The organism is Bacillus cereus group sp. BfR-BA-01382 (assembly GCF_022663475.1).
In the GTDB taxonomy this organism is placed as follows: Bacteria; Bacillota; Bacilli; order Bacillales; family Bacillaceae_G; genus Bacillus_A; species Bacillus_A thuringiensis_S.
Genome location: NZ_JAKUFQ010000028.1, coordinates 37,024 through 58,606 on the forward strand (window position 1 = coordinate 37,024; position 21,583 = coordinate 58,606).

Genomic DNA, 21,583 nt, shown 5'->3' on the forward strand with positions numbered 1-21,583 from the left:
GCAGTTCAAATGGAAATTAAACGTGTCAATCTAACATTTCAAGATGAATTAGTTCCTTTAGAAAAAGTAAACAAACTGATTATTCACCATACAGCTGAAGATGGATGGGACGTGTATAAAACGCATGAATTTCATCAAACTGTAAAAGGGTGGAGTGGGATTGGTTACAACTATTTTATCGAAGAGGACGGAACTGTAGTGGAAGGACGAGGTTTACATATTGGAGCGCATGCGAAAGATCATAACCGCCATACAATTGGGATATGTATGACGGGAAATTTTGATAAATACGATCCAACTCCTGCACAAGTGAATGCATTATATTCTTTATGTAAAATATTTATGAAGCAATTTGCTATAAAGAAAGAGAATATACTCGGTCATAGGGAGTTAGAAGGAGTTACAAAAAGCTGTCCTGGTAATCGTTTTTCTATGGTAGAGTTAAGGAAGATATTATCTTAAATATAGAGGAGTAACAACGATGATGAATATAAAAATACCAAATGATAAAAAAGAAGAGCTTGTAGCACAAATTCAGCAATTTTTCATGGAAGAAGATTTAGATGAAATTGGACGTTTCCAAGCAGAGCGTTTAATAGAAGAGATGATTAAATTAGTTGGACCATTTGCATACAATCAAGCAATTGGAGATGCAAGAAAGCTTGTAAGTGAGAAATTAACGAATATTGAAGAAGATTTATACGTGTTAGAGAAGAATGAAGGAAAATAAAAAAGAGCCGATGGGCTCTTTTTTATTTTTCTTTCTTATGTTCTTTATATTCATGTACTTTTTCTTTCACATTACCAACTGTATCTTTAGCAGTGCCTTTCACCTTATCCCATTTTCCTTCAGCTTGTAATTTCTTATTGTCAGTTACTTTCCCAACAACTTCTTTTACTTCACCCTTTACCTTATCAATAGCACCTTCTACTTTTTCTTTTAAACCATGATCATGTTTAGTCATACATTTCTCCTCCTTGTAGTTTGATTAGAATTCTCTTTTCATAGTGCAAGTTGAATGATGTATCTAGTAATAGCGTAACAAATATAGTTTGAATATTCAAATGATTAATAGGATAGAAAAGAAAGTGTCATAAAATTGTAATGAGAAGAGAAAGAATGTAAATTACATGTCTTTTGCAGTCCATATTGATTTCGTATAAGCAATTTTCATATGGGCACGTTCCATATTATTTTGACTGCTGCTACCGAACTTTGCTTGTCCAACTACTAAGTTACAGTTGGATTCAATAGCCGTCTCTATTCGTTTTTGAATTAATGCAGTATGACAGCCTTTACGCTGAAATTCTGGCAAAGTAGCAGAAGCAGCTAATGATGCAATCCCATTATTTATATACAGGACACCAATACCCGCAGGAGTGTTTTGAACTTCGGCTATGAAAAAATGCCAGCCAGGTTTATTGTAGAGAATTTCGTTATTTTGATGGACGCCATCTTTTGTAAAGGATGGCATGTTAAATCCGCGTACGTATATGTCTGCAAAAATATGAAATTCATTTTCTTTTAGTTCGCGTACTGAAATGTTAGAAGGAAGAAGGGAAGGGTCTTCTCTCGGTATACTATATAAAGCGGTATGGAAGCTGGATTGGTAAAATCCTCTTTGAGATAAGTATTGAAATAATTTGGCTGTACCTTGAGCGGGTGTAATTTCAAAACGACAAGGGATTTGTAGCGATTGATAATAAGAGACGATTTCATCTACCTCATCTGTATTTGTAAATGTAATACCTTTTACCGTATTAAAAGCTGGACCAGCAATTATTTTTGATGAAAAGGCAGTGGCACTCCCGAACTTTTTCATTTGTACTTGCATTGGATTTTCAGCTAATGCTTGTAATGCTTTTAGTCTAGAAGAGAGCATATGTATTTCTGCGTTTTCAATTTCTGTGGCTATATCGAGTGTTATAACAGTAGTCATAAAATTCCTCCATTAATAAATATATTTCATGGTATATATACGATTTTTGTTTTGAGATTCCTGTTGAAATGTGAGAGAATAAGAGGTTTTTTGGAAGGGAAATGGAAGTGAGCTGTCGAAGGGAGTGGAAACAGATTAAAGGTGGTGCTCTCATGAAACAAAAAGCCGTGCAGGCATGCTCTAATTGTGGTTCTCAAAACATAGGAGAAGGTGAGTTTGTCGGATATGCACAAATACGGAAAAAGGAAACGATGTTCACATCTTCACCGGTGGATGCTTATATTTGTACAGATTGCGGGAATATCCTTCTATTAAAAGTACGACATTATGAAAAGTTTAAGCAGAAGCCGTTATGATTATTGGGAAGTGACTTTATTAGAAAAGTTAATAAGAGTAATATTTTACATATATATGAGTATGCCTCAGATAAAGAGATGAAAACATATACTGTACATGGTTCGTTATATGACACATAAAAATATATAGAAGAAATTGTGAGGCAGTAGGAGGAAGAAAAAACAGCTCCTCTTGGAATATTTCATATTTAAAACTCCTTTAAATGAATAAAGGAGTTTTTTGTTTTTTTATAACAATAATTACCTTTAATTATTATAATTGGTTATTGAGAGAGGTGGTTTATTAACGCCATAATCATAGAAGAATAATAGCTAAATCGTATACAAAACTACTATATAACACATTCGCAACCGTAAGTTGACAAAGTGCAACCGCGGGAAGATAGAGATAAAGGCAATGTTTACATACAATTTAGGTAAGAAAACAAAGGGGGACACACATATGGGATTTGGTGAAAAGCTTTTTAAATTAAGAAAGGAAAAGGGCCTTTCTCAAGAAGCATTAGCTGAAAAATTAAACACAACAAGGCAAGCGGTTAGTAAATGGGAAAACGGTCAAGGTTTTCCTGAAACTGAAAAGTTAATAATGATTGGAAATGTATTTGAAGTATCACTTGACTATTTATTAAAAGAAACTGCTGAGCAAAGTAACGAAAAGGAAAATGGTTATTATGTAAGTAAGGAAATGGCAGAAGGGTATGTAGTGTATGGACAAAAAATTTCTAAATATATTGCATTAGGATTTAGCTTGCTTATTTTATCTACAATACCGTACTTATTATTTAAAGAAAATGCAACAATGTCTACGTTTCTTGTCATTATCATTGCAGTGCTTGGGATCGGAGCAATGATGGCACCTGTAACGATAGAAGAGAGTCGATACAATGTATTGAAAAAGGAAGAACTACTATTTGATCAAAACTTTCTAAAAGAATTGACAAAAAGATATGCGACTATTAAGAAGAAGTATGCGTCAGTAGTGATCGTTGGATTTTGTTTTATTGCAGCAGGAGCGATTCCGTTTTTGTTTGAGAAAAAGCATATAACTTCAGGAGAATTAGTGCAGTATTACCCTTATTGTGTTGTACTTATTGCTATCGGAGTTTATCTTTTTGTACGTGTGTTAGGAGTGTTAGAGACGTATCGGATTTTAGTAGAAAATAAGGAATACAGTAATCGTTTTATTTTTAAATTGAAAAAGAAAGTAAGGAAAAAGGTAGATAGTTTATAAAAAATAAAAAACATGTTTCGAATCAATGTATTCAAAACATGTTTTTTATCGTTCTGAATTATTTCCAAAGAAATAATTCAGAAAATACAGAAAAATGTCGTAATCATTTGTAGAAGTCTGTTATAATGAACGAAAAATAAAAACGCTTTAAAGGGGGATATAACCAATATGATGATGAATGTACCGCTAACAATTAGTTCTATGATGGAAAGAGCAGAAAAACTGTTTTCAAAGAAAGAAATTGTTTCACGGACACATGATACAGTTACGACGTTAACGTATAAGCAGTTAGGTGAAAGGACGAGAAGGCTTTCTAGTGCGTTAAAAAAATTAGGAATTAAAGAAGGCGAGCGTATAGGAACGTTAGCGTGGAATCATCATCGACATGTGGAAGCTTATTTTGCTATTCCTGGTATTGCTTCTGTTTTGCACACAATTAATATTCGTTTATCTCCTCAACATATTTCATACATTATTCAGCACGCAGAAGATCACATTCTACTTATAGATGAAGATCTCGTACCACTCGTTGAAAATATTCAATCACAATTATCAACTGTACAAGCCTACATTATTATGACTGATAAAGATGAACTTCCAAATACTACGCTAGAACCTGTATATCATTATGAAAAACTATTAGAAGAAGGCGATCCAAATTTCCAATTTGTAAAAGATATTGATGAAAATACACCTGCTGGTATGTGTTATACGTCAGCGACTACAGGGAATCCAAAAGGTGTTGTATATACGCATCGTAGTACTGTACTGCATTGTATGGCACTCGGTTTAGCGGATACAACTGCTTTATCGGAAAGTGATGCGGCGATGGCAATTGTACCGATGTTCCATGTGAACGCTTGGGGACTTCCTTTTGCAGCTACTTGGTTTGGAACTAAACAAGTTCTGCCAGGACCAATGTTTACTCCAAAAATTTTATTAGAGATGATCCAAGCTGAAAAAGTAACGATAGCAGCAGGTGTGCCGACAATCTGGCTCGGTGTATTACAAGAATTAGAAAATAATAGTTACGATTTATCTAGTATAACGAGAATATTATGCGGTGGTGCTGCTGCACCGAAAAGCGTTATTAAAGCATTTGAACAAAAATATAATGTTCCTTTCGTACATGCATATGGTATGACTGAAACAAGCCCACTCGTAACACTTGCACGTTTAAAAAGTTATGAAACAGAATTATCATATGAAGAGCAATTAGAAATCCGCTCAAAACAAGGATATCTTGTCCCTGGTGTAGAGATGAAAGTAGTCGGTACAAACGGTGAAGTGAAGTGGGATGGTACTGAGATGGGAGAGTTATGTTTACGAGCACCTTGGATTGCTGAAAGCTATTATAACGATGATCGTACTGTCGAAGGATTCCGAGACGGTTGGTTATATACTGGTGATGTTGTTACAGTTGACGAGGAAGGCTGCGTGAAAATTGTTGATCGTACGAAAGATGTTATTAAAAGCGGGGGAGAATGGATTTCCTCAGTTGACCTTGAAAATGCTTTAATGGCACATGATGCTATATTTGAAGCGGCCGTTGTTGCAGTTCCACACCCGCAGTGGCAAGAGCGTCCAGTTGCCTGCGTTGTACAAAAGGCAAATAGCACTGTTACAAAAGAAGAACTATATGAATTTTTAAAACCACAGTTTGCAAAGTGGTGGTTACCAGACGATATTGTATTTATGCAGGAAATTCCGAAAACATCTGTTGGGAAGTTTTTAAAACAGGCGCTTCGGAAAGAACTTGAGCATTTGCATAAGGAGAAATAATTGAAAAAATAATTGTAAACCTATATTTAAAATAAGTTGACAAATGCTAAATAGAAAGATAATATAACTCCTATAATATGTTATCTAAAAATCGTTTTAAGTTTACAAATAGGAGAAGCAAATATGAATACAAAAAACTTAGTTTTCGTCGCTTTATTTAGTTCTATTATGGGAGTGTTAGGGTTAATACCTCCAATTGCTCTTGCTATTACACCAGTTCCGATTACATTACAATCACTCGGTGTTATGCTTGCTGGTGGATTGTTAGGATCACGTCTTGGTGCGTTAAGTCAGCTTATTTTCTTACTTATTGTTGGAGTTGGGGCACCATTACTTGCAGGTGGACGAGGTGGTCCAGGTATATTTGTTGGGCCAAGCGCAGGATATTTACTTGGTTATATTGTAGGAGCATTTGTTATTGGTTATTTAATTGAGCGTTTACGTGAAGTTTCTATTATAAAAGTATTATGCATTAATATAATTGGTGGTATTTTCGTAGTTTATGTATTTGGTATCATTGTACAAGCATTCGTAATGGATATTTCTATATGGCAGACGATGAAAGTGAGTGTCGTATTTTTACCAAGTGATTGCATAAAAGCGATTATAGCAGCAATTCTTGTAACGAAATTACATCGTTCATTGAAACATATTATTACGCCTGCTCTAAAGAGTGGGAAATATACAAATGCGGGATAAGAAAGAGAAGAAACACGTTCATTGCGTGTTTCTTTTTATTATTTTGTAAAGAAAGGACGTCTCAAATGGGGATTACAAAAGAATATAAAAAGTATGCCTCTTTACTATCAAGTAAAATAGCAATAAAGGAAAATGATCGAGTATTAACATATAAAGAGTGGTTTGAGTCAGTATGTAAAGTAGCAAACTGGTTGAATGAAAAAGAATCGAAGAATAAAACGATAGCAATTGTATTAGAAAATAGTATGGAGTTTTTACAACTATTTGCTGGGGCTGCGATGTCTGGATGGGTTTGTGTGCCGTTAGATATAAAGTGGAAAGAGGATGAGCTCAAAGAAAGAATTGCAATTAGTAATCCGGATGTGATTGTGACAGAGCGATATAAGGTAAATGATCTACCGGATGAAGAAGGAAGAGTAATTGAAATTGATGAGTGGAAAAGAATGATAGAGAACTATCTTCCTACATATAATCCTGTAGAAAGTTTACAAAATGCTCCTTTTTATATGGGATTTACATCAGGATCAACAGGAACAGCAAAAGCATTTTTACGTGCACAACAATCGTGGGTTCATAGTTTTGATTGTAATGTACATGACTTTCATATGAAAAGGGAGGATTCGATTTTAATAGCTGGGACGCTCGTTCATTCTCTTTTCTTATACGGGGCAATAAGTGCATTATATGTAGGGCAAACGGTGTACATTATGAGAAAGTTCATTCCAAATCAAGTACTAGATAAGTTAGAAACTGAAAATATATCAGTTATGTATACAGTTCCGACAATGCTTGAATCTTTATATAAAGAAAATAGAGTAATAGAAAATAAAGTGAAAATTATTTCGTCAGGAGCGAAATGGGAAGCTGAAGCGAAAGAAAAAATAAAGAATATATTTCCTTATGCGAAAAGATATGAATTTTATGGTGCATCAGAGTTAAGTTTTGTAACAGCACTAGTCGATGCAGAAAGCGAAAGAAGGCCAAATTCAGTAGGAAAACCTTGTCATAATGTGCAAGTTCGAATATGTAATGAAGCAGGAGAAGAAGTACAGAAAGGCGAGATAGGAACTGTTTATGTGAAAAGTGATCAGTTTTTTATGGGCTACATATTGGATAAGGTTTTAGTTCCAGAGTTGACTGCGGATGGCTGGATGACAGTGCGAGATGTAGGTTATGAAGATGAAGAAGGGTTTATATATATAGTAGGTAGAGAGAAGAATATGATTTTATTTGGAGGAATTAATATTTTCCCAGAAGAAATAGAAAGTGTATTACATGAACATACAGCTGTTGATGAAATAGTTGTAGTTGGCGTGAAAGATAGTTATTGGGGTGAAAAACCTGTCGCCATCGTAAAAGGAAGTGCTACGAAGCAACAATTAAAAAGTTTTTGCTTACAACGATTATCCTCGTTTAAAATACCGAAAGAATGGCATTTTGTAGATGAAATACCGTATACAAATAGCGGGAAAATCGCTCGTATTGCAGCAAAAAATATGATTGAAAACCTAGAGAAAATATATGAATAGAGCGGTTATTGTAGAAGCAAAAAGGACACCTATTGGTAAGAAGAATGGGATGTTGAAAGATTATGAAGCTCAGCAATTAGTAACGCCGCTTCTTACGTTTTTAAGTAAAGGAATTGAGAGAGAAATAGACGATGTCATGTTAGGGAATATTGTGGGGCCGGGAGGGAATGTTGCGAGATTATCTGCTTTAGAGGCGGGACTTGGCTATCATATTCCTGGTGTAACGATTGATCGGCAATGTGGTGCTGGTTTAGAAGCAATTCGAACTGCGTGTCATCTCATTCAAGGCGGGGCAGGTAAGTGTTATATCGCCGGGGGAGTAGAGAGTACAAGTACGTCACCTTTTCAAAAAAGAGCACGATTTTCACCTGAAACAATTGGTGATCCTGACATGGGAGTAGCGGCTGAATATGTTGCGGAGCGTTATAACATAACGAGAGAAATGCAAGACGAGTATGCTTGTCTTAGTTATAAGCGGACACTGCAAGCGTTAGAAAAAGGATATATACATGATGAAATATTTTCTTTTAATGGATTATTAGATGAATCTATAAAGCTAGAAATGAATTATGAACGAATCATTAAAAGAACAAAGCCCGCATTTTTACAAAATGGAACAGTAACGGCAGGTAATTCGTGCGGTGTAAATGATGGAGCATGTGCCGTTCTTGTAATGGAAGAGGGACAAGCCCGAAAGTTAGGTTATAAACCTGTCCTTCGTTTCGTTCGTAGTGCTGTAGTGGGAGTGGATCCCAAGCTTCCAGGGACTGGTCCGATATTTGCGGTGAACAAATTATTAAACGAAATGAATGTAAAAGTAGAGGACATCGATTATTTTGAAATAAATGAAGCATTCGCCTCAAAAGTTGTTGCTTGCGTAAAAGAGTTACAAATTCCGTACGAAAAAGTAAATGTAAATGGTGGAGCAATTGCGCTCGGTCATCCGTACGGTGCATCTGGTGCTATGCTTGTAACACGTTTGTTTTATCAGGCACAAAGAGAGTCTATGAAATATGGAATTGCTACATTAGGAATTGGAGGCGGGATAGGGATTGCGCTATTATTTGAGAAAGTAGAAGACTAGCGAGGTAACTAGTTTTCTACTTTTTGAGGAACATAAATATTGCTACCAGGCTTCGCTTTCATTTCGTTCCAAGCAGCAATCGCATCAGCTTTTGCTTTCCCTTTATTATTTGGATCTTCGAAAAAGTCACGAGTAAAGCGATTGTATTCAAATTGTGCACCGATAGTTGTTTTGTATGTAGGGTCTTTTTTTCGTTCGTTTTCTTCATGCCAAAAAGCTACCGCGTCTTCATATGTTTTTCCAACATTCTCTTTGAAAAATTTTTGAAGAGCTACTGTAAAGCGGAAGTTTGTTCCGATTTTTTCTTTGAAAAAAGCACGAACATCTTCGCTACAGCGGTGATTGTTAGTAATAATCGTTTGAAGAGAAAGGTCTTTATAAGAGAGGGAAGCTTTACGCACTTTTTGCCCAGAGCTGTTTTTTAAGACTTTCCCCGTAGTTAAATAATGTGAGATACAATCGGTTATTTCAATCTTAGAGCCGCTAGCTGGCAACCCATTCTCACGACAAAATGTTTGGAGTTCTGCTTTTAACCAATAATAGTTTTGGAAATCTTCAAGTGATATAGACTTTGTTAAAGGTGGACGCATGAATGTAACAACTACTTTCTTCCATAATTTTCTTCAATTATAAAACGTACGTTCTTTTTATGGAAGGGGTAATTTGTAAATATAATGGGAAGAGGAGATTACATATGGAAAATGTAATGCAAGTTCGTGTTACGGGAATTTTAATTGAAGGTGAAAAATTATTGCTAGTAAAGCAAAAAGTTGCTAATAGGAATTGGTCTTTACCTGGAGGAAGAGTGGAGAATGGTGAAATGTTAGAAGAGGCGATGATTAGAGAAATGAGAGAAGAAACGGGATTAGAAGTTAAAATTAAGAAGCTACTCTATGTTTGTGATAAACCGGATGCCAGTCTATCTTTATTACATATTACATTTCTACTTGAAAAGCTTACAGGGGAAATTATGTTACCCTCTAATGAATTTGATCATAATCCAATTCATGATGTGCAAATGGTACCGATTAAAGATTTAAGTCAATATGGTTTTTCGGAAACTTTTATCACTCTTATAAGTGAAGGTTTTGCAAGTGCAGGGAGTTATCAAGGCTTGAAACAAAATATTGGTTTGTAAGTATAGAGTAAGGATAGCTGTTAGCTATCCTTACTAAAAATGCTTTACACCGCCGACTGTAAAGAAGAAACAAGCTGATTTAAAAATTCATCTCCGCTCATAATTGCTCTCCCGCCACCGCGAGCACTCTTCTTATTTCCGCCACCTTTTCCTTCGATTGTAGGAAGAGCGTCTTTTAAAAGAGCATTCATATCGAGTGATACTGATTTTCCGCAAGCGAGAATACATTGTAGTTTGTCATCATTTTCGATGACGAAATACGTAATTGCATGCTCTTGTTGTTCTGTAATAATAGCGGAAAGCTTTGCGATTTCTTGCATAGAACGATTTGTAAATACTTTAGAAATAAGTATGTCAGCATGAATTTTTATGGGCTGTAGAAGTAGTTCATTTGCCTCTGCAAATAATAATTTTTCATTCATTGTTTGTATTGCTTTTTCATTTTCTTTTTGAGAAGTAAGAAGTTGTGCTACTTTTGCTGGGATATCACTCTCGCTACTGTTTAATTGTTTAGAAACATCTTTCATAATTTGTTGTTGTTTGCCCATTAAATTTAGTGTGCGCCAACCAGCGATAAATGTTAATCGTATGCCACCTTTATTGCGCTCCCACCCTAGTACTTGAATAGGACCTACTTCACCAGTTCGTTTCGGATGCGTTCCACCACAGCCGTTGTAGTCAAAGTTTTCGATAATAACAACCCGTATATTTTCTGTTATAGTCGGTTCTTTACGAAGGGGGAATGTTTTCGCTTTTTCTAAGTTCATCCATTCGATATGGATTTGATGGTTTTCGAAAACAATTTTGTTGGCAATGTTTATTGTTTTTTCAACCGTTTCTGTATGAAGATTTTCTATTTCTAAATCAATTGTTACCGTTTCTTTACCAAGGTGGAATCCAATCGTAGGTATGTTAAAATGATCCCAAAAAGCAGCAGATAAAATGTGCTGAGCCGCATGTTGCTGCATATGATCAAAACGGCGCTCCCAATTGATTTTACCTTCTACTTCTTCTGTATGTAATTTTTCTACAATGAAGTGACGAATTTCCCCATGTATCTCTTCTACATTGATTACATCGATATCATTTAATGTGCCAGTATCATGCGGTTGTCCGCCACCTGTCGGATAAAATGCGGTCTCGTTTAAAACGACGTATAAGTTACCGTCTTTATCATAATCTTGCTTTATAATTTTTGTAGTAAAGTCTTGCTTATAAGCGTCAGTGTAATATAATTTTTGCTCCAATTTTCTTTCCCCTTTCGCGTTCACTAGTTTCATTGTAAAGCAATTGAAATTAGTTTCCTAATATTTCAGAAGAAAGAAACTATTTTTAGAATTTTCTTGCTATAATAAGAAAAAGAAAATGCGGGGGTGGAATGAATATGTTATATGAAAACGGTGTAGATAAACTTCTTAGTTTAAGTAAAAATATTTCTGAATTGTATCGAGAATTAAATGAAATGACCCGGATTTTAACGGATTGTAATCGAGAAAGTGTGAAGTTTGATCGGTTATATGTAAAAGAGTTACTGTGGAAGAAAGAAGATGTAATAGAGAAATATGACCAGCTACTTGTGCAACTTTGTATAAATGAATGCTTTGATTTAAAAAGTGTCATTACAGGGGAATATAAGTATACATATGAAGAAGTAGAAAACATAGTTTTACAATTTAATGAAAAGTATAATGTCGCAATCTTAATTAAAGATGTGTGTAAAGAATTACAGTTCACATATGGAATTGATATGGACATAACGAGAACAACTCGGGTATCAACAGCTCAAGTATAGAAAAAGGAAAAGAAAGCAGATCCTTTGCTTTCTTTTTTTTATGTAAGAACGGGGAGAGTAGGTTTAGTGATGAAGGGGAAGTTACAAAATATTCATCCGTTAGGAATGACAATTATAATAGGGACTTTATTTGCGAGGTTCGCCACGTCAATGAGCATTCCTTTTTTAGCAATTTATTTAACGACTGTTAAAGGTGTATCAGCTGGAATGACAGGTGCTATTATCGGAACGAGTGCACTTGTTGGTGTTTTTGCTAGTTTTATCAGATCGATTTGGCCGGAAAACGATTATGCTCTGGTCCATGATTGTTTGGATTTTTGTGTTTATAGGTTTTTCACTTGCGGATCATGTTTTAAGTTTCTTTTTATTAAACGCTTTAAATGGATTATGTAGGTCGTTTTTTGAGCCAACATCAAGAGCATTATTATCAGATTTAACGAAACCAGAGTATCGTTTACTCGTATATAATTTGCGTTACGGTGCAATCAATGTTGGAGTGGCGATTGGCCCTCTTGTCGGATTACAGATTGGAAGCGCAAAATCTACAATTCCTTTTTTAGTAGCAGCTGGAGTGTACATTCTATATACAGCTATATTAGCATTCCAATTTAAGAAGTATCCAATTGAAAAAAAGAAAATAAATACAGAAAAACCTGTCACAATGTTAAATGCAATTCGCATTTTGCGAAAGGATGTCGTATTTTTAGTTGCTTTAGTCGGTATTATTTTGAGTAATTGTGGTTTTTCTCACTTAACGACAACAGTATCTCAATATTTTGCAAATGCACATATATTTCAGGATGGAGTGAAATTATTTTCATATATGTTAGCTTTAAATGCGATTGTTGTAGTGATTATCCAATACCCTGTTATTCAAATGTGCAAAAAGTATACACCGTTAACATCAATTATGGTGGGGACTTTATTTGTAAGCGGAGGATTATTTGGCTTTGGAATAGTAGAATCTATGCTAAGTGCTGCCGTTTGTACAATTATTTTTACAATTGGAGAAGTCTTAATGTTTTCGATGACGGATGTATTTATTGATGATATTGCTATTGCGCATCTAAAAGGAACATACTTCGGTGCGATGGGCTTTTCGGGAATTGGAGCAGTAATAGGTCCGTGGTTTGGAGGAGTACTTCTCGACTACTACGGCTACCAAAATGGGTTTGTAGTATTTTCAGCACTAGCTATATTTTCAACTGTGGCATTTCCTGTGCTTTTAGTTACAAAAGGTTTATCGAAAAAAAGATATGATGCAAATTCTAATATAGAAATGCATGCGAAATAACATAAGCCCCAGTAACCAACTGGGGCTTAGTTTATATTATATTAACTCTTAATTTGAAAAAAGAACTTTTTTTTCATGCTTATCAGCAACTTCATTTTTGGAAATATGAATGGCTAAAAATCCGTTTTCTAAGCAGGCTAGCATCTTTTTATAAATGATAGTAGTAGGTAAAGGGATTGTTCGTTGTAAGGAAATGTTTTTATGAAGTATGCATATAGCTAGGCCTGTCTCTAACTTTTTAATGAGTACATTTTGTTCAGTGACATTTTGTACATCTGTTTCCAAAATATATTCTTCTTCGGTTTCGCAAAGGTCGATGTGAATTTGATTTGGAAAGCTAAAGTTACTATAAGAATCGGAACAAAATTGATCCATCCATTCTTCGAAACCATCAACATGAAAAAGACAATTCTTCTTTTTCTTGCCCATGTAAGACACCCTCCGTAAAATATCAATTCATATCATGTTATGCATGAATGAAACAGAGGTGAAGAATAAATGATGAAATACAAACATTTTATGTTGAATGTGCACGGTATGTGAATATTTTTTATTACATATCATGATGTGCATGTTTTTTTTGGCGTGAATGGTTACGGTTTTTTACTTTATGAGATCCGCTTAATGGCTCAGGTTGTCCTTTTTTTTCTTTAGATTCACGATTGTTTTTACTCATTATATGTGACACCTCCTCTTTCTTTTTAGAATGAGAGAAGTTGACGATTTTATACAAGAATGTTTTTAGAAAAAAAGGTAAAGATAAAGGGGACTAACTATTATAGAAAGGGGATTATATAATGCCATATCATAAAGATAAGCAACAAGCCTTTCAAGCGGCACAGCAAGGAGTTACACAAGCAGAGAATGCATTTAATAATATTGTGAAGAATGACCCTAACTATGGTCATGATTTAAAAGAGTTACGCCAAGAGGTTCAGGAAGCATATGAACAAATTCAAAATGCACTAGAGGTAGCTTCAGAAACACAACGTCCACAACTTGAGCAATATGAAAATAATCTCCAAAATATAATGCGAAATGTAGATCAATTAGAAAAGTAAATGAGGTTGTTGTCTATTCGACAACCTTGCTGCTTTAGTGAACGTTATGTTAAAACAGAAAATTCTTTTAATAGTTTTTTCTTTATTATGCGCAGTACATATATTTCAAGTGGAAAAAGTGGAAGCGAAAATGTTGCTCAGAAAAGAGTTAGAACCAACTGGTTATGTAACATGGGAAGTACCTAATAATGAAAAAATTATTGCAATTACATTTGATGATGGGCCAGATCCAACATATACACCGCAAGTTTTAGATTTATTACGTCAATATAAGGCTGAAGCGACATTTTTTATGATTGGATTTCGAGTTCAGCGCAATCCATATTTAGTGAACCAAGTGTTAAAAGAGGGACATGAAATTGGAAATCATACGATGAATCATTTGTATGCGAGTAATTCGTCAGATGAAAAATTAGAAAATGATATTTTAGATGGAAAGAAATTTTTTGAAAAATGGGTGAAAGAACCTTTGCTATTCCGTCCTCCTGGTGGATATATTAACGATGCTGTATTTAAAACAGCGAAAGAAGCTGGTTATCAAACTGTTCTATGGTCATGGCATCAAGATCCACGTGATTGGGCAGATCCAGGGGTTGAATCCATTGTAAATCATGTAGTGAAAAATGCTAAAAGTGGCGATATTGTATTGTTACATGATGGAGGAAATGATCGTAGTCAAACGGTAGCAGCGCTAGCAAAAATTTTACCTGAGTTGAAAAAGCAGGGCTATCGATTTGTAACGGTTTCGGAATTACTACGTTATAAACATTAGAAAAAATCCCAAAAGGAAAATAGACCTTTTGGGATTTTTCTTTACTGGTTCTTTTTACGTTTCTTATTATTTTGTCGCTCTGCTGGAGTTAAAGGCTCGTTTGCAAATTCTTCATTGTAACCAGTTCCTTGTCCTTGTGCAGATGCAACATTCATTCCTGAAATAGTATGATTTGCTTTTCTTTTACCCATTTTATTTCACCTCTATAACATTTTTTGTATGTTGAATGATGAGCAGTTCATAGTATGTATGAACTGTAAGTAAATCGCTGATAGAGCACTTTACTTTATGATAATAGTATTCATAAGGAGCATGAAAGCTATTCAAATTTAGAAACATAAAGAAAACTTATGATAATCTATAAGTTTCTTATTATTTACTTATTTAGAAAGTTGTAATAAGATATTATCGTAAGGTATTGAAAAGTTTGTCTACATTTTATATTCAGACAACTTAGTCACGTTTAACAGGGGGGAAACATAATGGTCAAACATAATCCATTTCAATCACGTGCAACTTTTGAAGTAGATGGAAAAACGTATCATTATTATGATTTGAAAGCGCTTGAAAATGCAGGGGTTGGCAACGTATCTCAATTACCATATTCCGTGAAAGTTTTACTTGAATCAGTACTTCGTCAAGTAGACGGACGTGTAATCACAGAAGAGCATGTTACAAATTTAGCGAAATGGGGAACGAAAGATGTGCAAGATATCGATGTTCCATTTAAACCATCTCGTGTAATTTTACAAGATTTCACTGGTGTTCCAGCTGTTGTTGATTTGGCTTCGCTTCGTAAAGCAATGGCAGACATGGGTGGGGATCCTGACAAAATTAATCCTGAAATTACTGTAGACCTTGTAATTGACCACTCTGTACAGGTTGATAGAGCGGGTACGGCAGACGCGCTTGCATTCAACATGGACTTAGAGTTTAAACGTAATGAAGAACGTTATAAATTTTTAAGCTGGGCACAAAAATCATTTGATAACTACCGTGCAGTTCCACCAGCTACAGGCATTGTACACCAAGTAAACCTTGAATATTTAGCACCAGTTGTTCATGCTGTGAAAAATGCTGAAGGTGACTTAGTTGCATACCCAGATTCATTAGTTGGAACAGACTCACATACAACAATGATTAACGGTATCGGCGTTCTTGGATGGGGCGTTGGTGGTATTGAAGCAGAAGCAGGAATGCTTGGACAGCCTTCATACTTCCCAGTACCTGAAGTAATCGGTGTGAAATTAACTGGCACACTTCCAAGTGGTACTACGGCAACAGACGTTGCATTAAAAGTAACACAAGTATTACGTCAAAAAGGTGTAGTTGGTAAATTTGTTGAGTTCTTCGGTAATGGACTAAAGAGTATGCCTTTAGCTGACCGTGCAACAATTTCAAATATGGCACCAGAATACGGCGCAACTTGTGGATTCTTCCCAATCGATGATATTTCATTAGAATACTTACGTTTAACAGGTAGAGATGAAGAGCAAATTCGTATTGTTGAAGAATACTGTAAAGCGAACGGTTTATTCTATACAGCAGATAGTAAAGATCCAATCTACACTGATCTTGTTGAAATTGATTTAAATACAATCGAATCTAACCTTTCTGGACCGAAACGCCCACAAGATTTAATTCCACTTTCAGATATGAAAGATGCGTTCCACAAAGCTGTTTTAGCACCAGTTGGAACACAAGGACTTGGATTTAATGAGCAAGAGTTCGATAAAGAAGTGAAGGTTACATTAGAAGATAAAGAAGTAACGATGAAAACAGGTGCAATTGCAATCGCTGCAATTACAAGCTGTACAAATACATCAAACCCATACGTATTAATTGGAGCAGGTCTAGTTGCGAAGAAAGCAATTGAAAAAGGACTTGTAGTACCTGAGTACGTAAAAACATCATTAGCACCAGGATCTAAAGTTGTTACTGAGTACTTAGATAAATCCGGTTTAACAACATATTTAGATCAATTAGGTTTCCAAACAGTTGGTTACGGTTGTACGACTTGTATCGGTAACTCTGGTCCATTAGCGCCAGAATTAGAAGAATCAATCGCAGCAAACGACTTACTAGTAACATCTGTTTTATCTGGTAACCGTAACTTTGAAGGTCGTATTCATCCTCTTGTAAAAGCAAACTACTTAGCATCACCACCACTTGTTGTGGCATATGCACTTGCAGGTACTGTTGATATTGACCTGAAAAATGATGAAATCGGTAAAGATGCAAATGGCAATGCTGTTTACTTCAATGATATTTGGCCATCAGCTAAAGAAATTGAAGATGTAGTTCAAAGCGTTGTTACATCTGAATTGTTCAAGAAAGAATATGCACAAGTATTTAACAGCAATGAGCGTTGGAATGAAATCCAAACTTCAAACGAAGCTTTATATACTTGGGATAATGATTCAACATACATTCAAAACCCACCATTCTTTGAAGGTTTATCTAAAGAGCCAGGTGAAGTTGAAACGTTATCAGGTTTACGCATAGTTGGTAAATTTGGTGATTCTGTAACAACAGACCATATTTCACCAGCAGGTTCAATTGGTAAGCACACACCAGCTGGACGCTATTTATTAGAAAACGGCGTACAACCAGTTGACTTTAACTCTTACGGTTCTCGTCGTGGTAACCATGAAGTTATGATGCGTGGTACATTTGCAAACATCCGTATTAAAAACCAAATCGCACCAGGAACAGAAGGTGGATATACAACATATTGGCCAACTGGTGAAGTAACATCAATCTATGATGCTGCTATGAAATATAAAGAAGATGGAACAGGTCTTCTAGTTGTTGCTGGTAAAGATTACGGTATGGGAAGTTCTCGTGACTGGGCTGCGAAAGGTACTAACTTATTAGGTATTAAAGCAGTAATCGCAGAAAGCTTCGAACGTATTCACCGCAGTAACTTAGTATTAATGGGTGTATTACCACTTCAATTTAAAGATGGCGAAAGTGCTGAAACGTTAGGTCTTGTTGGTAACGAGTCATTTGAAATTCAAATTGACAAAACAGTTAGACCGCGCGATCTTGTAAAAGTAGTTGCAACTGATTTAGATGGCAACGAAAAACAATTTGAAGTAGTAGCTCGTTTCGATAGTGAAGTAGAAATTGACTACTACCGTCACGGTGGTATTCTGCAAATGGTTCTTCGTGAGAAAATCGAAGAGTCAAAAGTGTCAAACTAAATAATTGAAATGAAAAATAAGGAAGCTAACAATAGTTAGCTTCCTTATTTTATGGAAAGGGATGAAACCATATGGTTTCATCCCTTTCTTTTTACTACGAAAAGTGGAGGGAACGTCATGAAAGAATATAAAAGAATATTGTGGCCGTTACGAAAAGAGAAAATATTAGTAATGGCAGCTGTATGTAGTGGGATAATTGCTGCCATTTTAAATTTATCACGCCCAATTTTCATGGGATTAATTGTAGACAATCTTATTCAAAGGGAGCTAAAAGGTGCGTATTTATATATAGCTTTGTTTGCGGGTATTCGCTTTTTAATGTGGACGAACAATCTTTTATTTGATTATATAAGTTCAAAAGCGAGTCAACGTATATTACAAACGAAACGTATAGAATTATTGCGTCACTATTTCTCATTACCGTTTGAAGAGAGTGAGAAGATCAAGCAAGGGGAGTTAGAAACTTGGGTCGTATCTGATATTCCGAACTGGATCAGATTATATGGCTTTATATTAATAGAGTATATACACGCTATTGCCCAATTTATTGGAGCTTTCATAGCACTACAACATATAGATATACAGTTTATATTGTGGGTAACTCCGTTTTTATTTTTAAGTACAATTGTTCCAATACTGATGGGAAAAAAGGTAAGAGATATTGCAAGCGTTGCTCAAAAAAATCAATCGAGTGTTGTAGAGATGGTGTCACAGTTTGTAAAGGGTATACAAGATTTACGTAGTTTACAAAAAGAAAAATGGGCTATTCGCTTATTTAAAGGAGTAACGGCACAATCTTATAAATCGGAAGTAAAGAAGACGATGATGCAACACTGCATTGGAGTAGTTGGAACAGTGATTGAAACAGGGGCATATATCGTTGTTCTCATTATAGGCGCGCAAAAAATAATGAAGGGAGAAATGGAAGTTGGCTCAATTGTTGCCGTGTTAGCCACAATTGAAATGCTCTTTTTTCCAGTCCGTTACGTTGGCGATTTATTAATGATGACACAAGTTGCAGTCGCTTCGGCAAATAGAATTTTTTCCTTTTTAGATAAACGAGTGGCAGATAGTAAGGTAGAAAGAGCGATGGGGATGACAGTAACAAATGTTTCATTTCAGGAGAATGATGAAGAGAAATGCAGAATTCATAATATTGATTTGCAAATTAATCCAGGTGAACTCGTTATTATTGTAGGAGATAGTGGCGCAGGAAAAACAACGCTTTTAAAATTAATGACAGGGTTGTATAAACCATCTAATGGTAACATTGTTTATTATGGTGATGAGGCTCGTATGACTACAGTGTGGCAAGAACCTCGTTTCTTTCGGACGACAGTAAAAGAGAATATGTATTTCGAGGAAGAGGGTTTAGAAAATCAGTTAGAAAAAAATATTGAGCTTGTAAATGTGAAGCCGATAATTAGAGGTTTATCGGAAGGGCTTCAAACTGTACTACATAAAAGCGGTGAAGAGTTTTCGGGGGGGGAAAGAAAACGTCTTGCATTATTACGTGCCATTGTTTCAAATCCGAATCTTATTATTTTAGATGAACCAACTGCGGGATTAGATCCGAGCAACCAAGAAACTATTTGGAATATGATAGAAGGATTAGGAAGAGAGGTCACGAGAATTGTGGCAACACATGATGTAGAGAAAGCGATACTAGCAGATCGTGTTGTCATAATGAAAGAAGGACGTATTGTTGCATGTGGAAGTCCTAAAAAATTAATAAATAGTCATTCGTTTTGCAAGTGATGTGAATAAAGATAAGAGTACTGCTCTTATCTTTATTCAGCATCATTTATTTGATACTCGATAGATTCTGAATGATTCAGATCAACGTTAAAGGTAGCGGTCGTAAGGAAAGTGGCAATTCCAAGAATTAAGAAAAGGACGAATGAGACTAGAGAGACGTAGAGACAAATACGCCCTACTTTCTTTTTTTTAAGGTCTTTACTAAAGAGTGAAATGATCCATGTAATAATACCGACTGGGTATAAAAGAAAACTAAGAATATATAATGTTGTTTTTTCGAATGAATTCATAAAAAATCCCCCTTTTGTTGTAGGTTTATAACTACGAGAGTAAAAAGGTGAATGGGTCCATAAGAAGATAAGCAACACTTCATTTATTTTTCTAATTATATGATAAAAAGGAAAAAATTTCACTTTAAATAAGAATATTCTAATTATTTCGACTGTGAATATTTCCAAGCTCGTCCGTATAAGCTAAAATAAGGTATATAGTATTTGGGTAATTAGGTTAATAAGAAGATAAATACGTTAGGGTGATATAAAATGTGGCGGAAGCTTACGATTATTGTAGTGTTACTTTGTTTAGCGGGATATGCAGCTTATGAACAATTTGGTAAAAAAGATCAGGCGGTACAAGGGGAGCAAGAAAAAAGTGAAGCTGCTATGAAAGAGATGATTGCAAGTAATGGTATCGAAATAGGGAAGAGTGCGCCAAACTTTGAATTAACGAAGTTAGATGGAACGAATGTAAAGTTATCGGATTTAAAAGGAAAGAAAGTGATTTTAAACTTTTGGGCAACGTGGTGTGGACCATGTCAGCAAGAAATGCCGGATATGGAAGCTTTCTATAAAGAACATAAAGAGAACGTAGAAATTTTAGCAATAAATTATACGCCTTCAGAAAAAGGTGGGGGAGTAGAAAAGGTAAGCAATTTTGTTAAAGAAAAAGGAATTACTTTTCCTATTTTATTGGACAAGAACATTGATGTGACAACAGCGTATAAAGTAATTACGATTCCAACTTCGTATTTTATAGATACAAAAGGTGTCATTCAAGATAAGTTTATTGGGCCGATGACGCAAAAAGAGATGGAGAAAAGAGTTGCTAAATTAAAATAATGGTGAAAAGGTAGAGGTGGAGAGTTCCCATTTCTGCCTTTTCTTTTTCAAGTAGTAATAACTTCATGATATGATGTAAGAAATATAAACGTTTAGAGATAAAGGAGTGTATGGAGTGGGGAATGTATCCTTACCGTTAGATTATGTTGTAATTGATTTTGAAACAACAGGATTTAACCCTTATAATGATAAAATTATTCAAGTTGCAGCAGTGAAATATCGTAATCATGAATTAGTAGATCAATTTGTTTCATACGTGAATCCAGAGCGGCCAATTCCGGACCGAATAACGAGTTTAACAGGTATTACTAATTATCGCGTTTCAGATGCACCGACGATTGAAGAAGTGTTACCTTTATTTTTAGCATTTTTACATACAAATGTTATTGTGGCCCATAATGCTTCTTTTGATATGCGCTTTTTGAAAAGTAATGTAAATATGCTAGGGCTACCTGAACCTAAAAATAAAGTAATTGATACTGTATTTTTAGCGAAGAAATACATGAAGCATGCGCCTAATCATAAACTTGAAACGTTAAAGCGAATGCTTGGCATTCGTTTAAGTTCTCATAATGCATTTGACGATTGTATTACGTGTGCCGCTGTTTATCAAAAGTGTGCAGCTATTGAAGAAGAAGGGAACCGAAAAGTAAATAAGGCTGTGCTTGATGAAACTGCGGTATACGAAGCGGTGAAAGAAATGCTTGTATGTAATAAACGTAATGTAGAATGGCTACGTTGTATGAATGTAGGAAGTTATTTAGATATAAAAGCTTTTTATCCAGTTATGAGAGTAAAGGTAAAAGGGCGAAAGAAATATGTA

At 35.2% G+C, this 21,583-nt stretch carries 24 protein-coding genes and 1 pseudogene; 17 read left to right on the forward strand and 8 right to left on the reverse strand.

What is annotated here, in order from left to right; translation table 11 throughout:
• Positions 1–9: 9 nt before the first annotated feature.
• Both MR160_RS13950 and MR160_RS13955 read left to right on the forward strand, forming a co-directional pair.
• The gene (locus MR160_RS13950) at positions 10–462 is read left to right on the forward strand and encodes a peptidoglycan recognition protein family protein (protein ID WP_000403998.1); all 453 of its coding nucleotides are present in this window, start codon (positions 10–12) and stop codon (positions 460–462) included.
• Between the two features lie 19 nt (positions 463–481).
• Entirely contained in the window at positions 482–730 is a 249-nt protein-coding gene (locus MR160_RS13955) for a DUF2164 domain-containing protein (protein ID WP_000981064.1), read from the forward strand.
• A gap of 22 nt (positions 731–752) precedes the next feature.
• Here MR160_RS13955 and MR160_RS13960 read toward each other — a convergent pair whose 3' ends face one another.
• Both MR160_RS13960 and MR160_RS13965 read right to left on the reverse strand, forming a co-directional pair.
• Positions 753–965, reverse strand: a complete 213-nt coding sequence (locus tag MR160_RS13960) for a CsbD family protein (RefSeq protein WP_000160410.1) — start codon at positions 963–965, stop codon at positions 753–755.
• Between the two features lie 162 nt (positions 966–1,127).
• Positions 1,128–1,940, reverse strand: coding sequence for a GNAT family N-acetyltransferase (locus tag MR160_RS13965; protein ID WP_136804239.1), 813 nt, complete (start codon positions 1,938–1,940; stop codon positions 1,128–1,130).
• Positions 1,941–2,041: 101 nt separating this feature from the next.
• Between MR160_RS13965 and MR160_RS13970 the strand changes: the two genes are divergently transcribed.
• From MR160_RS13970 to MR160_RS13995, 6 genes are all read left to right on the forward strand, one after another.
• Complete coding sequence (locus MR160_RS13970; protein WP_003260719.1) at positions 2,042–2,296, forward strand: hypothetical protein; 255 nt, start codon at positions 2,042–2,044, stop codon at positions 2,294–2,296.
• A 442-nt stretch (positions 2,297–2,738) separates the two neighbouring features.
• Complete coding sequence (locus MR160_RS13975; RefSeq protein ID WP_000505609.1) at positions 2,739–3,527, forward strand: helix-turn-helix domain-containing protein; 789 nt, start codon at positions 2,739–2,741, stop codon at positions 3,525–3,527.
• A 168-nt stretch (positions 3,528–3,695) separates the two neighbouring features.
• On the forward strand, positions 3,696–5,309 hold the full coding sequence (locus MR160_RS13980) for a long-chain fatty acid--CoA ligase (protein ID WP_136804238.1): 1,614 nt from the start codon (positions 3,696–3,698) through the stop codon (positions 5,307–5,309).
• A 123-nt stretch (positions 5,310–5,432) separates the two neighbouring features.
• Positions 5,433–6,008, forward strand: coding sequence for a biotin transporter BioY (locus MR160_RS13985; protein WP_136804237.1), 576 nt, complete (start codon positions 5,433–5,435; stop codon positions 6,006–6,008).
• Positions 6,009–6,073: 65 nt separating this feature from the next.
• Positions 6,074–7,537, forward strand: a complete 1,464-nt coding sequence (locus MR160_RS13990) for an acyl-CoA synthetase (protein WP_079245825.1) — start codon at positions 6,074–6,076, stop codon at positions 7,535–7,537.
• Complete coding sequence (locus MR160_RS13995; protein ID WP_097825798.1) at positions 7,530–8,621, forward strand: acetyl-CoA C-acyltransferase; 1,092 nt, start codon at positions 7,530–7,532, stop codon at positions 8,619–8,621. The genes MR160_RS13990 and MR160_RS13995 overlap by 8 nt, the downstream gene beginning before the upstream one ends.
• Positions 8,622–8,629: 8 nt before the next feature.
• On the opposite strand, the gene MR160_RS14000 is transcribed toward MR160_RS13995, so the two are convergent.
• Complete coding sequence (locus MR160_RS14000; protein WP_001247749.1) at positions 8,630–9,211, reverse strand: DUF6434 domain-containing protein; 582 nt, start codon at positions 9,209–9,211, stop codon at positions 8,630–8,632.
• Between the two features lie 104 nt (positions 9,212–9,315).
• Between MR160_RS14000 and MR160_RS14005 the strand changes: the two genes are divergently transcribed.
• The gene (locus MR160_RS14005; protein ID WP_000432582.1) at positions 9,316–9,759 is read left to right on the forward strand and encodes an NUDIX hydrolase; all 444 of its coding nucleotides are present in this window, start codon (positions 9,316–9,318) and stop codon (positions 9,757–9,759) included.
• 44 nt (positions 9,760–9,803) lie between these two features.
• On the opposite strand, the gene MR160_RS14010 is transcribed toward MR160_RS14005, so the two are convergent.
• The gene (locus tag MR160_RS14010) at positions 9,804–11,006 is read right to left on the reverse strand and encodes an alanyl-tRNA editing protein (RefSeq protein WP_242297596.1); all 1,203 of its coding nucleotides are present in this window, start codon (positions 11,004–11,006) and stop codon (positions 9,804–9,806) included.
• A 137-nt stretch (positions 11,007–11,143) separates the two neighbouring features.
• Here MR160_RS14010 and MR160_RS14015 point away from each other — a divergent pair, with 137 nt between their 5' ends.
• Positions 11,144–11,551 carry a hypothetical protein gene (locus tag MR160_RS14015; RefSeq protein ID WP_000965134.1) on the forward strand — a complete coding sequence of 136 codons (408 nt, stop codon included), beginning with the start codon at positions 11,144–11,146 and terminating at the stop codon, positions 11,549–11,551.
• Positions 11,552–11,620: 69 nt separating this feature from the next.
• Positions 11,621–12,845 (forward strand): annotated as a pseudogene (locus tag MR160_RS14020) (MDR family MFS transporter).
• Positions 12,846–12,893: 48 nt separating this feature from the next.
• Here MR160_RS14020 and MR160_RS14025 read toward each other — a convergent pair.
• Entirely contained in the window at positions 12,894–13,274 is a 381-nt protein-coding gene (locus tag MR160_RS14025; protein ID WP_000516758.1) for an Hsp20/alpha crystallin family protein, read from the reverse strand.
• Between the two features lie 124 nt (positions 13,275–13,398).
• Complete coding sequence (locus MR160_RS14030) at positions 13,399–13,521, reverse strand: small acid-soluble spore protein P (RefSeq protein ID WP_000042142.1); 123 nt, start codon at positions 13,519–13,521, stop codon at positions 13,399–13,401.
• Between the two features lie 121 nt (positions 13,522–13,642).
• Between MR160_RS14030 and MR160_RS14035 the strand changes: the two genes are divergently transcribed.
• Both MR160_RS14035 and pdaB read left to right on the forward strand, forming a co-directional pair.
• On the forward strand, positions 13,643–13,906 hold the full coding sequence (locus tag MR160_RS14035) for a hypothetical protein (RefSeq protein ID WP_001146295.1): 264 nt from the start codon (positions 13,643–13,645) through the stop codon (positions 13,904–13,906).
• Positions 13,907–13,952: 46 nt separating this feature from the next.
• Positions 13,953–14,678, forward strand: coding sequence for a polysaccharide deacetylase family sporulation protein PdaB (gene pdaB / locus MR160_RS14040; RefSeq protein ID WP_000917689.1), 726 nt, complete (start codon positions 13,953–13,955; stop codon positions 14,676–14,678).
• A gap of 41 nt (positions 14,679–14,719) precedes the next feature.
• On the opposite strand, the gene sspO is transcribed toward pdaB, so the two are convergent.
• Positions 14,720–14,869, reverse strand: coding sequence for a small acid-soluble spore protein O (sspO, locus tag MR160_RS14045; protein WP_000518060.1), 150 nt, complete (start codon positions 14,867–14,869; stop codon positions 14,720–14,722).
• Between the two features lie 291 nt (positions 14,870–15,160).
• On the opposite strand from sspO, the gene acnA reads away from it, so the two are divergent.
• Together acnA and MR160_RS14055 are read left to right on the forward strand one after the other, a co-directional pair.
• Positions 15,161–17,884 carry an aconitate hydratase AcnA gene (acnA, locus tag MR160_RS14050; protein ID WP_000238552.1) on the forward strand — a complete coding sequence of 908 codons (2,724 nt, stop codon included), beginning with the start codon at positions 15,161–15,163 and terminating at the stop codon, positions 17,882–17,884.
• Between the two features lie 117 nt (positions 17,885–18,001).
• Entirely contained in the window at positions 18,002–19,642 is a 1,641-nt protein-coding gene (locus MR160_RS14055; protein WP_097825796.1) for an ABC transporter ATP-binding protein, read from the forward strand.
• Between the two features lie 32 nt (positions 19,643–19,674).
• On the opposite strand, the gene MR160_RS14060 is transcribed toward MR160_RS14055, so the two are convergent.
• Complete coding sequence (locus MR160_RS14060; protein WP_001083890.1) at positions 19,675–19,932, reverse strand: hypothetical protein; 258 nt, start codon at positions 19,930–19,932, stop codon at positions 19,675–19,677.
• Positions 19,933–20,184: 252 nt separating this feature from the next.
• On the opposite strand from MR160_RS14060, the gene MR160_RS14065 reads away from it, so the two are divergent.
• The gene (locus MR160_RS14065; RefSeq protein ID WP_000269061.1) at positions 20,185–20,760 is read left to right on the forward strand and encodes a redoxin domain-containing protein; all 576 of its coding nucleotides are present in this window, start codon (positions 20,185–20,187) and stop codon (positions 20,758–20,760) included.
• Positions 20,761–20,875: 115 nt separating this feature from the next.
• On the forward strand, positions 20,876–21,583 hold a 708-nt coding region (locus MR160_RS14070; protein WP_242297598.1), incomplete at its 3' end, for a 3'-5' exonuclease.

Excerpts from the sequence above, each read along its gene's own strand:
- MR160_RS13950 (WP_000403998.1), top strand. The coding sequence starts at position 10 with ATGGAAATTAAACGTGTCAATCTAACATTTCAAGATGAATTAGTTCCT.
- MR160_RS13955 (WP_000981064.1), top strand. The coding sequence starts at position 482 with ATGATGAATATAAAAATACCAAATGATAAAAAAGAAGAGCTTGTAGCA.
- MR160_RS13960 (WP_000160410.1), bottom strand. The coding sequence starts at position 965 with ATGACTAAACATGATCATGGTTTAAAAGAAAAAGTAGAAGGTGCTATT.
- MR160_RS13965 (WP_136804239.1), bottom strand. The coding sequence starts at position 1,940 with ATGACTACTGTTATAACACTCGATATAGCCACAGAAATTGAAAACGCA.
- MR160_RS13970 (WP_003260719.1), top strand. The coding sequence starts at position 2,042 with ATGGAAGTGAGCTGTCGAAGGGAGTGGAAACAGATTAAAGGTGGTGCT.
- MR160_RS13975 (WP_000505609.1), top strand. The coding sequence starts at position 2,739 with ATGGGATTTGGTGAAAAGCTTTTTAAATTAAGAAAGGAAAAGGGCCTT.
- MR160_RS13980 (WP_136804238.1), top strand. The coding sequence starts at position 3,696 with ATGATGATGAATGTACCGCTAACAATTAGTTCTATGATGGAAAGAGCA.
- MR160_RS13985 (WP_136804237.1), top strand. The coding sequence starts at position 5,433 with ATGAATACAAAAAACTTAGTTTTCGTCGCTTTATTTAGTTCTATTATG.
- MR160_RS13990 (WP_079245825.1), top strand. The coding sequence starts at position 6,074 with ATGGGGATTACAAAAGAATATAAAAAGTATGCCTCTTTACTATCAAGT.
- MR160_RS13995 (WP_097825798.1), top strand. The coding sequence starts at position 7,530 with ATGAATAGAGCGGTTATTGTAGAAGCAAAAAGGACACCTATTGGTAAG.
- MR160_RS14000 (WP_001247749.1), bottom strand. The coding sequence starts at position 9,211 with ATGCGTCCACCTTTAACAAAGTCTATATCACTTGAAGATTTCCAAAAC.
- MR160_RS14005 (WP_000432582.1), top strand. The coding sequence starts at position 9,316 with ATGGAAAATGTAATGCAAGTTCGTGTTACGGGAATTTTAATTGAAGGT.
- MR160_RS14015 (WP_000965134.1), top strand. The coding sequence starts at position 11,144 with ATGTTATATGAAAACGGTGTAGATAAACTTCTTAGTTTAAGTAAAAAT.
- MR160_RS14025 (WP_000516758.1), bottom strand. The coding sequence starts at position 13,274 with ATGGGCAAGAAAAAGAAGAATTGTCTTTTTCATGTTGATGGTTTCGAA.
- MR160_RS14030 (WP_000042142.1), bottom strand. The coding sequence starts at position 13,521 with ATGAGTAAAAACAATCGTGAATCTAAAGAAAAAAAAGGACAACCTGAG.
- MR160_RS14035 (WP_001146295.1), top strand. The coding sequence starts at position 13,643 with ATGCCATATCATAAAGATAAGCAACAAGCCTTTCAAGCGGCACAGCAA.
- pdaB (WP_000917689.1), top strand. The coding sequence starts at position 13,953 with ATGTTAAAACAGAAAATTCTTTTAATAGTTTTTTCTTTATTATGCGCA.
- sspO (WP_000518060.1), bottom strand. The coding sequence starts at position 14,869 with ATGGGTAAAAGAAAAGCAAATCATACTATTTCAGGAATGAATGTTGCA.
- acnA (WP_000238552.1), top strand. The coding sequence starts at position 15,161 with ATGGTCAAACATAATCCATTTCAATCACGTGCAACTTTTGAAGTAGAT.
- MR160_RS14055 (WP_097825796.1), top strand. The coding sequence starts at position 18,002 with ATGAAAGAATATAAAAGAATATTGTGGCCGTTACGAAAAGAGAAAATA.
- MR160_RS14060 (WP_001083890.1), bottom strand. The coding sequence starts at position 19,932 with ATGAATTCATTCGAAAAAACAACATTATATATTCTTAGTTTTCTTTTA.
- MR160_RS14065 (WP_000269061.1), top strand. The coding sequence starts at position 20,185 with ATGTGGCGGAAGCTTACGATTATTGTAGTGTTACTTTGTTTAGCGGGA.